Origin of the sequence: Williamsia sp. D3 (genome assembly GCF_000506245.1) — a bacterium.
GTDB lineage: Bacteria > Actinomycetota > Actinomycetes > Mycobacteriales > Mycobacteriaceae > Williamsia > Williamsia muralis.
The window spans coordinates 124,904-137,555 of record NZ_AYTE01000016.1; the positions used below are offsets into that span (position 1 = coordinate 124,904).

Sequence of the window (12,652 nt, forward strand, 5' to 3'; positions counted from 1 at the left end):
CATGGCCGAAGGGTGAACTGGCGGTGATCCAGCGGTCACGGTCGACACGGGCCGGACGCGGCATCCAGACAGGGCAAAGGGCGACACCGTGATCGGCGCCGCCCTTCGCATGGAGGTGCGGGGGTTGATTTCTGCCCCCGCAGTGTGGGTTCTAAGAGGCCGGCCGCGGGGTGGAGAGCCAGATGCCGCCGGATCCGATGCAGGCCTGCCCGGTCGAGGTGTCGACCGCTGCGGCGAAGCTGCCCGAACACGTGGTGCCGTAGGGGCCCGAGTAGGCCGTACCGCCCCAGCCTGCAACCGCTATCGACGTACCGCCCGCACGAGCCTGACTGACGGCCATCCCGCCGGGCCCGGTGGTGATCGAGTATCCCGTGCCACCCGTCACCGCACCGGACAGAGCCGACGTATTCGGTTGCAGGTTGTACGCATTGGCGTTTCCGCCGGTGTTCGACGATGCGACGGCGGTGCCGTTGCGGCTGTGGTCCTCAGCGTGCGCAAAGCTGCCGGGGCCGGCCTTCGCTCCACACGCGCCGTACCCGTCTGCCCGAATCACGTTGTGCCCGTTGGCCGCAGTGCAGGTCAACGGATCGGCCGATGCTCCACCCGCCCCTGCAAGACCGGCCAGCGCGAGCGCCGCGGTACCGATCAGCCCGGCCACCCCCGCCCGCACCAAGCGACGAGAACGAACACGAAAGACATTACTACTGAACAACTTTGATCCCATCACGAACGAAAAACACGTATCCAGTGCCCCCCGTCAAGGCAGTGGCCGGCCGGTGCAGTGGTACCACGTCGGCCTTACCGAACAGACCATACTCCGGCCGGACCGGACACAGCCCCCGTTCTTGTGCATCGGTCTGATCACGAAAACTCCGTCGCCGACAATGCCCACGTCGCCGCGACTCCCCCGCGCAAAAGCGACGGGACGGCCCGCCGGCAGGTGTACTTTTTGGTCCATGCCTGTCAACGCGAAGACCGAATTCGACATCGACGCCCCTCCCGCCGTCGTCATGGAGATCTTGATGGACGTGGAGTCGCTGCCGCAGTGGTCCGGCCCCCACAAAAAGGTCGAGATCCTGGAAGAACACGAGGACGGCGCACCCAAGAAGGTGAAGCTCGAACTGCAGGCGGTCGGCCTGACCGACCACCAACTCCTCGATTACAGCTGGACCGAGAACACCTGCACCTGGGACCTCATCGAAGCCGATCAGCTGAGCTACCAGCACGGCCAGTACACGCTCACCCCCAAAGGCGACAAAACCCATGTCGAGTTCGTGCTCGACGTGGAACTGAAGGTGAAGCTGCCAGGGCTGATCGTGAAACAGGCTCAGAAGACGGCGCTCAACACCGCGCAGAAGGGACTCAAGGAGGAGGCCAAGCGCCGCCAGCGCTGACGGCCCAGGCCGTCAGCCGATACGGCCGTACAGGTGCTCGGCGTAGAGACGGATGACCAGTCGCTTGTCGTCCACCATGGCGCGGGCGAAGTCGTCCCAGTCGGGATGTTCGCCGAGTACGTCGCGGTAGAGGTCGATCAACTCCGACACGGTGTCGTCCTCGGTGGTCGCCGCTGCCACCGGGCTCAGTTCCACCCGCCCCTCGGCCACCGCGTAGTTCCAGCCGTCAGTGCTGCTCACGTGGATACTGGCGCGCGGGTCACGACGCAGGTTGGCGACCTTTGCCCGATCCGCGGTGACCGAGATGCGTACGCACTGCTCTCGCGGATCGAAGGAGTAGCTGACGGTGGAGAGTTGCGGGACCCCGCTGCGCCGGATGGTCGCCAGGGTCCCACGGGTGTGTTCGGTGATGAACTCGGACAGGGCAGCTCGGTCGGTGGGCATACCTCGACTATCGCCCCACGCGTTCGGTGCCGCAAGTACGCCGACCTCTGCACCCGGTCCGTGATCAGGCCGGGCCAGAATCACCCTGATCGCAACGGTTCTGCCGTACCCCGTGCCGCCATAACCTCCGATGTACACCCGCGTCGCCGTACGCCAGTCACATCAGGAGCCCGATGTCAGCACCACTGGAATTGTCCACCGACGTGCTCGTGATCGGCGGCGGCCCTGCTGCGGCGTGGGCGGCGCTGCACGCCCGGCAGGGTGGTGCCGAGGTGATCCTCGTGGACAAGGGATACTGCGGAACAAGCGGCGCCACAGCGCCTTCGGGCACCGGCGTCTGGTACGTGGCCCCCGATCCGGAGTTGCGCGGCGCAGCCAAGGCCAGCCGCGAAGCTCTGGGGGGATACCTCGCGGACCATTCCTGGATGGACCGCGTCCTCGACCAGACCTACCTGAACATGAACCGCCTGTCGACCGAGGGACGTTACCCCTTCCCCATCGATCCCGAGACCGGTCGGGAGAACCGCACGGGTGTGCAAGGTCCCGAATACATGCGGCGGATGCGAGCCTGGATCACGCGAGCAGGCGTCACGATCCTCGACCACTCCCCGGCCCTGGAACTACTGGTGGAACCCGACGGCTCGGTGCGCGGTGCGGCCGGGTACCAACGACATCACCATCGCGACTACTCGATCACCTCCGGCGCGGTGGTGCTGGCCAGCGGCGGTTGCGCATTCCTGTCCCGGGCGCTGGGCACCAACGTCGACACCGGCGACGGAACGCTGATGGCCGCAGAGGTGGGAGCCCAACTCTCCGGGATGGAGTTCTCCAACGCTTACGGCATCGCGGCAGCCGGGTCCACGGTGACCAAGACCGCCTACTACGGATACGCCACCTTCTTCCATGACGACGGGCGCGTACTCGAGGGCGCCGGGTCGTCCGGTGGACGCTCGGTGATCGCGCGAACGTTGCTCAGCGAAAGGGTGTTCGCCCAGCTGGACCGCGCCGACGAAGAGGTACAGCGCAGGATGCGCCTCGGCCAGCCCAACTTCTTCCTGCAGTTCGATCGCCGTGGCATCAATCCGTTCACCGACCGTTTCGAGGTGGACCTGATCGCCGAGGGCACGGTCCGCGGAACCGGAGGTGTCGACCTCGTCGACGACACCTGCGCCACCTCGGTGCGAGGGCTCTACGCGGCGGGTGACGCGGCAACGAGGGAACGGATCTGCGGAGGCTTCACCGGTGGTGGCAGCCACAATTCGGCATGGGCCATGTCGTCCGGCACATGGGCGGGTTCCGCTGCGGCGCAGCACGCCTTGGCCCAGTCCCCGGTCGGCCAGCACGATCTGATCGGGGCGGGCCGGGCCGGCCTGCGTCCCACGTCCCGCCCGTCGCTACAGCCCGACGAGGTGATGGCGGCGGCACGACAACAGTTGCTCCCGCTGCGCAAGAACTACCTGCGGCATGGAGATCGAATGGTGGAAGCGGTGAACGAACTCGACGCCCTGTGGGCCGGCCTGTCTGCCGACATGGGTCCTCTCGCCGGCCCCGACCGCGTGCGGGCCAGACAAGCAGCCGCGGTCACCGCCGTGGGTCGGTGGATGTACCGGTCTGCGTTGAGCCGCACCGAAAGTCGTGGCATGAGCAAACGTGAGGACCATCCCGACCAGGATCCGAACCAGCACCACCACATCCTGTCCGGCGGCCTGGACGAGGTGTGGACACGGCCGCGGGCCACCGCTCCAACACTGGCCCACGCGTCATGATCGAACTCGTCCTGGCGGACAAATGCATCGGGTGCGACAAATGCATCGACGCGTGCCCCACCGACGTGTTCTACCGCGGCAACGACGGGATCCCCCGTATCGCAAGGCAATCGGACTGCCAGACCTGCTTCATGTGCGAGGCGTATTGCCCCACCGACGCACTTTATGTGGCGCCGTCGTCCGAGCCGGTCGCCGACCGGACGACGCTGGCGGACGCGCCGGTCGGGTCCTATCGAGCCGAGCTCGGCTGGGGTCACGGACGGACGCCCGGAAGCCGGGTGGCCATCGGTCCGGCCATCCCGCACGGAGCGCTGCCACCCAGGATCATCGCCGTCGGCGACTGACCATCATCGCACCGCTCCGTGCTGCGTCAGATGATCATTCAGGAGCACCGACGTTGAACTCGTTGGGGTCCGCACCCACGCGCACCCCATCGTTCAGCGTGGCGATGTCGCCGAGATCGGCGTCGGTGAGTTCGAAGTCGAACACGTCGATGTTCTGAGCGATCCGGTCGGGATTGACCGACTTGGGGATGACAACGAGACCGTTCTGCAGATGCCATCGGATCAGGACCTGCGCCGGGGACTTGCCGTGCTGCTCACCGATCCGGGAGATCAGCGGATCGGTCAACAGGGTGTTCGGTTTGGAGTCCTTGCCCCAGCCCGAGTTGCTGGTGCCTCCCAGAGGGCTCCACGATTCAACGACGATGCCATGCCGGTCCGCGACGTCGCGGATCTCCTGCTGCGGCAGATGCGGATGCAGTTCCACCTGATCGACGGCAGGCAGCGTTCCGCCCCGATTCACCAGTAGTTCGAGGTGGCGGGGTTCAAAATTGCACACGCCGATCGCCTTTGCGCGACCGCTCTGCGCAATCTCCTCGAGCGCGTCCCACGTCCTGAGCAATCGGTCGTCGTCCAGCAGAGGCCAATGGATCAGGTATAGGTCCACGTAGTCCAACCCGAGCCGCGACAAGCTCTGGTCGAATGCCTGCTTCGCCGACTCGAATCCCTGGTCGGCGTTCCACAGTTTTGTGGTGACGAACAGTTCGGAACGATCCACGGACGCGGCCGCGAGAGCACGGCCGACACCCTCTTCGTTCCCATAAGCGGCCGCGGTGTCGATGTGGCGGTAACCGGCGTCGTCGATCGCAGACCGCACGGCCTGCTCGGTCTCCTCGTTGGACGCCTGCCACACCCCCAGGCCCAGCTGCGGAATGGACGTCCCCGAGTTGAGGTCGATGGTCGGAACATTTGTGGTCATGGAACCAGCGTAACGAGAAGCAACGGTACGGCCGTTCCACTGCGCGAACACCGCTGAGAGCGCCGGTGGCCGGCTCACGCCGAACGGGCGTCACGAGCGACGGCCGCGATCTCGTCGACCGTCATCCCTCCCCAGATGCCGTGTTTCTCGTCGAACTCCACGGCATGGTCGCGGCACTGCCGCACCACGGGGCAGCCGTTGCACAACGCTTTGGCCTCTGCCTCGCGGCGCCGTCGGACTGCAGCGGGCTCTCGTCCTGACGGTGCGAAGAAGATCTCCCAGTCGATCCCCTGGTCGCGGCAACGCCCGCGCACCCGCCAATCCCAGCCGCCCACACCCGATTCGGCGCCGAACGCAAACACTTCCACCACCCACTCCCCTTGGTTGATCGCTCTCTGCCGCCAAGCATTCATGACGACATGCGCCGAGCGGAGTGTTGTCGCCGACCGAGTCCGAACCATTGACATCGGTACGGCAGGCAGTCAAGCAGACTTACCGTGAGCGCTCAGGTCGCGACGGGAGTCGAGTTCTTCACGCAGACGGGCGAACCATCCACATGATGTTCCCCCGTAACGCCTGCTGTACTCGATCGCCCGCGCCGCAAGAGCCGAACGGGTGTGCCGATCATCGGACCGCCCTTCGACGGGTGCGCACAGGTGCATCGTCGGTATTGCCTGTGGCGCTTCGGGATGCGCGGCCGCAGCCGCCATCATGAGGTGATCGGCGGACATCAGACTGTTCATGGGCATGGCAGGCTCCAATAGACGGTTATCACCTATTGAGCCGGTGGTCGTCGCAGTTTGCGAGGGTTAGAGTCACGCTGATCGAGACTCCGCCCACAGGAATCTCTCTCGTGACAGGTCCGTTGGCAGAACAACACGCCGACAGCGAGTCCCGCCCGCCGACTTCACCGGAGAGTTCTGAATGCCGATCAACGACAAACTGCATCTCGCGATCGCCCTCGAGGGCGCGGGATGGCATCCGGCCGCCTGGCGGGAGCCCACGGCGAGGCCCGCTGAACTGCTGACCGCGCGTTATTGGGCTGACCTGGTCGGCGTCGCCGAAGCCGGGCTGGTGGACTTCGTGACGATCGAGGACACCTTCGGTATCCGGCCGGCCGGACTCGATGCGCCGTCACCCCGCACCGACCGAGTCAGCGGAAGGCTCGACTCGGTCCTGATCGCGTCACGGGTGTCACCGCTGTCGCGGCATGTCGGGTTGGTTCCTACCGCCACCGTCACCCATACCGAGCCGTTCCATCTGTCGAAGGCGATCGCGACCCTCGACTACGTCAGCAACGGCAGGGCCGGCGTCCGGTTGCAGGTATCGGCCCGACCACACGAGGCTGCCCTGTTCGGCAGGCGCACGTTCCCGGAGCTCGTGGTCGCCGATGCCGGCGACCCGGTGACAAACGACCCGGCGACCGCTGAGCTGGTGGCCGACCTCTTCGAGGAGGCGGGCGATTACGCCGAGGTGCTCCGAAGACTCTGGGACAGCTGGGAAGACGACGCCGAGATCCGCGACAAGGCCACCGGACGCTTCGTCGACCGCGACAAACTGCACTACATCGACTTCGAAGGCCGGTTCTTCTCGGTGCGAGGACCGTCCATCACGCCTCGACCACCGCAAGGTCAGCCCATCATCACCGCCCTTGCGCACCAGGAGATTCCGTATCAGTTCGTCGGAGCGTCCGCGGACATCGGTTTCATCACCCCGGCGGACGTCGCCGACGCCAAGGCGAGCATCGCCGTCATCCGTACGGCGCAGGACCAGGCCGGCCGCGCCGACGAGATCGTCCACGTGTTCGCCGACCTCGTGGTCTTCCTCGGTGACACGACAACCGCAGCTGAAGCATACAAATCGCGGCTCGACGATCGAGCGGGCATCCAATACACAAGTGACGCAGAGGTGTTCACCGGAACCGCCGAGGCCCTCGCCGATCGACTCGCCGAACTGTCCGATGCCGGTATCACCGGCTTCCGCCTGCGGCCCGGTGCGATACCTGCCGATCTGGAAGCCATCACCCGCGACCTCGTCCCCGAATTACAACGTCGCGGCCTGTTCCGTACCCACTACGAATCGAGCACTCTGCGAGGCCATCTCGGCCTCTCCCGTCCGGTGAACCGATTCCAGACCACAGCGGAGTTGATCAACCGATGACCAAGCAGGTACATCTGGCCGCGCACTTCCCAGGCGTGAACAACACCACGGTATGGAGCGACCCCGATGCAGGCAGTCACATCGAGTTCGAGTCGTTTGTGCACTTCGCACGCACCGCCGAGCGCGCCAAGTTCGACTTTCTGTTCCTCGCCGAGGGACTTCGCCTGCGTGAGCAGAACGGGCTGATCTACGACCTCGACGTGGTCGGGCGGCCGGACACGTTCACCGTGCTCGCCGCTCTTGCCGCCGTCACCGAACACCTCGGCCTGACCGGCACCATCAACTCCACGTTCAACGAGCCGTATGAGGTGGCCCGCCAGTTCGCGAGCCTGGATCACCTCACCGCCGGCCGGGCCGCATGGAATGTGGTGACCTCCTGGGACGAGTTCACCGGAGAGAACTTCCGACGAGGCGGTTACCTCCCGAAAGAGCAGCGCTATCACCGGGCCAAGCAGTTCCTACAAGTCGCCACCGAGCTTTGGGATTCGTGGCAGGACGACGACATCGTGGCCGACAAGGAGTCGGGGACGTACCTGCGGCGCCCTGACGCCGGCTCGTTTACGCACCGAGACGACCAGTTCGACATCTCGGGGCAGTTCAACGTCCCCCGCAGTCCCCAGGGCCGCCCGGCCATCTTCCAGGCCGGCGACTCAGACGAGGGTCGTGAGTTCGCTGCAGCGGGGGCTGACGCCATCTTCTCCAGGCACTCCACACTCGACGACGGCCAGGCGTTCTACAAGGACGTCAAAGGCCGGCTGGCCACCTACGGCAGACGCAGCGAGGAACTACTGATCCTGCCGGCAGCGACGTTTGTTCTCGGCGATACCGACGCCGATGCCGCCGACCGCGCACACGAGATCCGGTTGCAACAGGTCAGTGGCCAGACCGCGATCAAGTTCCTCGAGCAGCTGTGGAACCGCGACCTCTCCGGCCACGACCCCGACGGTCCGCTGCCGTCAATCGATCCCCTGCCGGGCGAGAACACGGTCGCCAAGGGGCGGGCCAGCGTTCGTATCCACCGCGATCCGCGCGACGTGGCGAACGAATGGCGAGCACGGGCCGAGGCGGACAACCTCAGCACACGTGAGCTGATCATCGAGGTGACCGGCCGGCAGTCGTTCATCGGGTCGCCGGCCACGGTCGCCCGCACCATCAACGAGTTCGTCCAGGAAGATGCAAGCGACGGCTTCATCCTCGTTCCGCACATCACCCCGGGCGGGCTCGACGAGTTCGCCGACAAGGTGGTCCCGCTGCTGCAGGAACGCGGCGTCTACCGGACCGACTACGAAGGTTCCACCCTGCGCGACCACCTGGGACTCACGCGTCCGGAGAGCTGAACAAGCTCCGTTCAGTGTTCGCGTTCTTCGAGGCGCAGTGGCCAGGCCTCGTCCGGGATGTCACGCAGGTGGCAGGGCTCGTCGCGCGCGGTGAACCAACCGCGGTAGTGGATGAGCTCACCGAGCACCGGGTTACGCACCGAGGCATCGACCCGGAACCGGTTGTGCCGTTCGTCCCAGCCCTCGATGTACCTCATCCGCGCTGCGAGGAGACCACGCATGCCCACCTTCGGGCCGGCGAGCAGCCGCATCGGGCCACTCTCGAAGACCAGCGAACCGCGGGCGTCGGCGTGTGCCTCGAGTGGCCACAGTAGTTCCGGGCCGTCGCCGAAGTAGTCGACCAGTCCCTCCCGGCCGTCGACGAGCAGCGAGTTCAGCCCATGTGAGCCGGTTGTGTAGTCGAACGACCGAAGCACCGCGAGGCATTCGCGCCCGAGCTCGTCCTGATAGCAGTAGTTGTGCATCGTGAACGGGACGAGCCTGCTGGTCTTGGTGGGCATCGCGTTGCGTTTGCGCATGTGGAACAACATCGCGGGCAGCATCGCCGAGCAGTAGACCGACTCGAGCATCCCACCGGCCACCTGCGACAGTTGCGAGGTGGAATCGATCCCATACCGCCATTGCATGTTGGGATGCAGGTTCTCGAATTCCCGACCGAGAACATTCTGGATGACCGAACTCACCGATACCGACCGTTCCCCGTACCAGACATGAGGTCTGAATGTACTACGAGCGGCCTGCCTAAAATGTTTGGTCGGACCCCGCGACCGATTACTGCCAGCAACACCCTGTAACAACCGACATCTGCGACAACCGAAGGAGCATCACGTGAGCGCTCAAGTCGAAGAGATGGAGTTCGCCACCGAGACGCGGCAACTCCTGGATCTGATGATCCACTCGATCTACTCGAACAAGGATTCATTTCTCCGCGAGCTGGTGTCCAACGCCAGCGATGCCCTCGACAAGCTGCGCCTGGAGTCGTACCGGAACAAGGATCTCGAGGTCGACACCTCCGACCTCCACATCGAGATCTCACTGGATCCCGACGCCCGGACATTCACCATCACCGACAACGGGATCGGTATGTCTCGCGACGAGGTCGTCGACCTCATCGGCACGCTCGCGAAGTCGGGTACGGCCGATGTCCGCCGCAAGCTGAAAGAGGCAAAAGAGGCCGAGGCTGCGGGCTCGGGCGCCGCCGAGGAGCTCATCGGCCAGTTCGGCATCGGCTTCTACTCGACGTTCATGGTGGCCGACAAGGTCACCCTGCTGACCCGCAAGGCGGGCGAGACCTCCGCGACGCGGTGGGAATCGGCAGGCGCGGGCACGTACACGATCGAGGACGTCGCCGAGGCACCGCAGGGCACCTCCGTGACGCTGCACCTCAAGCCCGAGGACGCCGAGGACGATCTGCACGACTACACCTCGGTGCCCCAGATCCGCCAGCTGGTCAAGAAGTACTCCGACTTCATCTCGTGGCCCATCCGCATGGACGTGACCACTCCCGTGCCGCCGAAGGCCCCCGGCGACGACGACGCGGATGACGCAGCCGCCGACGCCGACGGGCCGACCGAGACCACCACCACAGAAGTGCTCAACTCGCAGAAGGCACTGTGGACCCGACCCCGGTCGGAGGTGACCGACGAGGAGTACGCGGACTTCTACCGGCACATCAGCCACGCGTGGGACGAGCCTCTCGAGATCATCCCGATGAAGGCCGAGGGCACCTTCGAGTACCAGGCCCTGCTCTTCATCCCGTCCACCGCACCGTTCGACCTGTTCATGCGCGAACGCCGCACCGGCGTCCAGCTCTACGTCAAGCGTGTGTTCATCATGGACGACTGCGAAGAGCTGATGCCCGAGTACCTGCGTTTCGTCAAGGGGCTCGTCGACGCACAAGACCTGTCGCTCAACGTATCTCGCGAGATTCTGCAGCAGGATCGGCAGATCAAGGCCATCCGGCGGCGATTGACCAAGAAGGTTCTCTCGACGATCAAGGACATGCGGGCCAATGACCGCGAGAAGTACGACACCGTGTGGTCGCAGTTCGGCCGGGTTCTCAAAGAGGGCCTGCTCCAGGACGCAGACAACAGGGACGCGCTCTTGGCGATCTGTTCGTTCAGCTCCACCCATTCGGTCGACACCGCCACAACGCTGGCCGAGTACGTCGAACGAATGAAGGACGACCAGAGCCAGATCTTCTACGCCACAGGCGAATCACGCGAGCAGCTGGAGAACTCGCCGCATCTCGAGGCGTTCAAGAAGAAGGGCATCGAGGTGCTGCTGCTCACCGACCCGATCGACGAGATGTGGGTCGGCCAGATCTTCGATTTCGAGGGCAAGCCCCTGCAGTCCGTGGCCAAGGGTGAGGTCGACCTGTCCGACACAGCGGACAAGGAAGAAGACGACAAAGACAACAAGCAATTCGACGAATTGCTCACCTGGTTGACCGGCGTCCTCATCGATGACGTCAGTCAGGTGCGGTTGTCGAGCCGGCTCACCGATTCGGCGGCCTGCATCGTCGGTGAGGCGCAGAGTCTTTCGCCTGCACTCGAACGGATGTACCGGGAATCGGGTTACCCGATGCCCGACAGCAAGCGCATCCTCGAACTCAACCCCGACCACGCCCTCACCAAGGGACTTCAGGAGGCCTTCGCGGCTCGCGGCGACGATGAGTCGCTTCGGCAGACGGCCGAATTGCTCTACGGCGCAGCGTTGCTGGCCGAAGGTGGCACCCCGAAGCAGCCGGCTGCCTTCAGCAAGACGTTGGCCAACCTGCTCACCAAGACGGTGTCAGCCGCCGAATAAGGCATCGATGATCCCGCCGAGCGTGCAGCTCCGGCACGCTCGGCGGGGTCACCTCGAGTTCTACCAACGGCCCGAATGTGCCGCCGTACAACCGAAATGATTGTTCCGCCAGGTTAATGGCCCGCGAGATTGTAAGTCGTCTCGCGGTGAGGACGCCGGTATCGTCGTCAGTGGCTCGACCACCGGATCAGGAGTTGCTCGGCCGATCTGTTAGCAGCCATCGACCTCAGGAGCATCTCATGGGCACTGCCGTTCCACTGTCCGTCCTGGACCTCCTGCCGCGTTCGAGCGGATCCGACAGCACCACCGCGCTGCGGAACACCATCGACCTTGCTCAGCAGGCCGAGAGATTCGGCTATGCCCGCTACTGGTTCGCCGAACACCACCTGAACCCCGGTGTCCTGGGGTCATCACCGGCGGTCGAGATCGCGCTTGTCGCCGGATCCACATCGACAATCCGATTGGGCTCGGCCGGTGTGCAATTCGGACACCGTTCCCCTCTGGCAACCGTGGAAGAGTTCGGGCTCATCGACGCCCTCCACCCCGGCCGACTCGATCTGGGGATCGGACGCTCGCCCTCGCGGCCGGCCCCCACGTCCGGAACTGAGAACGAGAGTGCGGCCAAGGCCTATCTGGCCGGACGTGGCGGCGCCGACCACGACGAGGACAGCCACACACCGAACGGCTTGCTGCTGCCCAAGCAGTACGACGTGGCCTCCGGCTATTCCAAGAAGGCTCTCGGGCATGTGCTGAACCTGCTCCAGCAACCGGGCGCATACGCCCCCGACTACGACGAGCAGGTCTCGACCGTGCTCGCGTTGCTCGACGGCACCTACGTGAGCTCGGATGGGCTATCCGCCCACGCATCTCCCGGCGAGGGCGCCGATGTGCAGGTTTGGATCCTCGGTGCGTCCGGCGGCTCGAGCGCCACGGTCGCCGGGACGAAAGGGCTGCGATTTGTTGCCAGCTACCACCACAGCCCGAGCTCGGTGATCGACGCTGTCGAGGCCTACCGTGCAGCGTTTCAACCGTCGGTTGATGTACCCGAGCCGTACGTCGCCGTCTCTGTCGATGCTGTTGTCGCCGAAACGGACGATGAAGCGGTCGAGCTCGCCAGCGGTTACGCACCGTGGGTTCGCAGCATTCGACGCGGCGAAGGTGCAATCCCCTATCCCACCCCGGCCGAGGCCGCGGCACTCGAATGGACCGAAGACGACCGCGATCTGGTGCGGGACCGTGTGCTGACCCAATTCGTGGGATCTCCGGCCACTGTCGCGGACAAACTCGAACAACTCCGCGACGCCACCGGCGCCTCCGAGCTGTCGGTCACCACCATCACGCACGATCACGCCGCGCGGGTGCGCTCCTACGAGCTGTTGTCCAAGGAGTGGTTCGGACGGTGATCGCTCGTGCCGTTCTCGCTGTCGCCCAACAGATCTCGCGGGACCGCGCAGTAGCCGTCGACACAGACTCCGGCATCGAC

At 65.0% G+C, this 12,652-nt stretch carries 13 protein-coding genes; 7 read left to right on the forward strand and 6 right to left on the reverse strand.

The genetic code is table 11. The annotated features are described in order from the left end of the window. Positions 1–151 precede the first annotated feature (151 nt). Positions 152–670, reverse strand: a complete 519-nt coding sequence (locus W823_RS41365; protein ID WP_235189503.1) for a DUF6764 family protein — start codon at positions 668–670, stop codon at positions 152–154. Positions 671–956: 286 nt separating this feature from the next. Here W823_RS41365 and W823_RS41370 point away from each other — a divergent pair, with 286 nt between their 5' ends. Further along, a complete protein-coding gene (locus W823_RS41370; protein WP_023957558.1) occupies positions 957–1,394 on the forward strand; it encodes an SRPBCC family protein in 438 nt (145 codons plus the stop codon). 12 nt (positions 1,395–1,406) lie between these two features. Here W823_RS41370 and W823_RS0128890 read toward each other — a convergent pair whose 3' ends face one another. Beyond that, positions 1,407–1,838, reverse strand: a complete 432-nt coding sequence (locus W823_RS0128890; RefSeq protein WP_031332106.1) for a PPOX class F420-dependent oxidoreductase — start codon at positions 1,836–1,838, stop codon at positions 1,407–1,409. Between the two features lie 173 nt (positions 1,839–2,011). Here W823_RS0128890 and W823_RS41375 point away from each other — a divergent pair, with 173 nt between their 5' ends. Next, positions 2,012–3,604: an FAD-binding protein gene (locus W823_RS41375; protein WP_023957562.1), complete on the forward strand. Its 1,593-nt coding sequence runs from the start codon at positions 2,012–2,014 to the stop codon at positions 3,602–3,604. Then, positions 3,601–3,948: a ferredoxin family protein gene (locus W823_RS41380; RefSeq protein WP_023957564.1), complete on the forward strand. Its 348-nt coding sequence runs from the start codon at positions 3,601–3,603 to the stop codon at positions 3,946–3,948. The genes W823_RS41375 and W823_RS41380 overlap by 4 nt, the downstream gene beginning before the upstream one ends. Positions 3,949–3,982: 34 nt before the next feature. On the opposite strand, the gene W823_RS41385 is transcribed toward W823_RS41380, so the two are convergent. From W823_RS41385 to W823_RS41395, 3 genes are all read right to left on the reverse strand, one after another. Further along, complete coding sequence (locus W823_RS41385) at positions 3,983–4,864, reverse strand: aldo/keto reductase (RefSeq protein ID WP_031332108.1); 882 nt, start codon at positions 4,862–4,864, stop codon at positions 3,983–3,985. Between the two features lie 74 nt (positions 4,865–4,938). Next, positions 4,939–5,235 carry a WhiB family transcriptional regulator gene (locus W823_RS41390; RefSeq protein WP_023957568.1) on the reverse strand — a complete coding sequence of 99 codons (297 nt, stop codon included), beginning with the start codon at positions 5,233–5,235 and terminating at the stop codon, positions 4,939–4,941. A 111-nt stretch (positions 5,236–5,346) separates the two neighbouring features. Further along, the gene (locus tag W823_RS41395) at positions 5,347–5,613 is read right to left on the reverse strand and encodes a hypothetical protein (protein ID WP_152538045.1); all 267 of its coding nucleotides are present in this window, start codon (positions 5,611–5,613) and stop codon (positions 5,347–5,349) included. Positions 5,614–5,788: 175 nt separating this feature from the next. On the opposite strand from W823_RS41395, the gene W823_RS41400 reads away from it, so the two are divergent. After that, positions 5,789–7,024: an LLM class flavin-dependent oxidoreductase gene (locus tag W823_RS41400; protein ID WP_023957572.1), complete on the forward strand. Its 1,236-nt coding sequence runs from the start codon at positions 5,789–5,791 to the stop codon at positions 7,022–7,024. After that, positions 7,021–8,361, forward strand: a complete 1,341-nt coding sequence (locus W823_RS41405; protein WP_023957574.1) for an NtaA/DmoA family FMN-dependent monooxygenase — start codon at positions 7,021–7,023, stop codon at positions 8,359–8,361. Before W823_RS41400 ends, W823_RS41405 begins: the two co-directional genes overlap by 4 nt. Positions 8,362–8,372: 11 nt before the next feature. Here the strand turns inward: W823_RS41405 and W823_RS41410 are convergent, their stop codons facing one another. Further along, positions 8,373–9,044, reverse strand: a complete 672-nt coding sequence (locus W823_RS41410; RefSeq protein ID WP_023957576.1) for a DUF4166 domain-containing protein — start codon at positions 9,042–9,044, stop codon at positions 8,373–8,375. Positions 9,045–9,189: 145 nt separating this feature from the next. Here W823_RS41410 and htpG point away from each other — a divergent pair, with 145 nt between their 5' ends. Both htpG and W823_RS41420 read left to right on the forward strand, forming a co-directional pair. Continuing rightward, positions 9,190–11,169: a molecular chaperone HtpG gene (gene htpG, locus W823_RS41415; protein ID WP_023957578.1), complete on the forward strand. Its 1,980-nt coding sequence runs from the start codon at positions 9,190–9,192 to the stop codon at positions 11,167–11,169. Positions 11,170–11,408: 239 nt separating this feature from the next. Then, a complete protein-coding gene (locus W823_RS41420; RefSeq protein ID WP_023957580.1) occupies positions 11,409–12,572 on the forward strand; it encodes an LLM class flavin-dependent oxidoreductase in 1,164 nt (387 codons plus the stop codon). The last annotated feature ends 80 nt before the right edge of the window (positions 12,573–12,652 follow it).

Bases quoted from the DNA above. Each gene is read 5' to 3' on its own strand.
- W823_RS41370 (WP_023957558.1), top strand. From the start codon at position 957: ATGCCTGTCAACGCGAAGACCGAATTCGACATCGACGCCCCTCCCGCC.
- W823_RS41420 (WP_023957580.1), top strand. From the start codon at position 11,409: ATGGGCACTGCCGTTCCACTGTCCGTCCTGGACCTCCTGCCGCGTTCG.
- W823_RS41385 (WP_031332108.1), bottom strand. From the start codon at position 4,864: ATGACCACAAATGTTCCGACCATCGACCTCAACTCGGGGACGTCCATT.
- W823_RS41380 (WP_023957564.1), top strand. From the start codon at position 3,601: ATGATCGAACTCGTCCTGGCGGACAAATGCATCGGGTGCGACAAATGC.
- W823_RS41375 (WP_023957562.1), top strand. From the start codon at position 2,012: ATGTCAGCACCACTGGAATTGTCCACCGACGTGCTCGTGATCGGCGGC.
- W823_RS41405 (WP_023957574.1), top strand. From the start codon at position 7,021: ATGACCAAGCAGGTACATCTGGCCGCGCACTTCCCAGGCGTGAACAAC.
- W823_RS0128890 (WP_031332106.1), bottom strand. From the start codon at position 1,838: ATGCCCACCGACCGAGCTGCCCTGTCCGAGTTCATCACCGAACACACC.
- W823_RS41395 (WP_152538045.1), bottom strand. From the start codon at position 5,613: ATGCCCATGAACAGTCTGATGTCCGCCGATCACCTCATGATGGCGGCT.
- W823_RS41400 (WP_023957572.1), top strand. From the start codon at position 5,789: ATGCCGATCAACGACAAACTGCATCTCGCGATCGCCCTCGAGGGCGCG.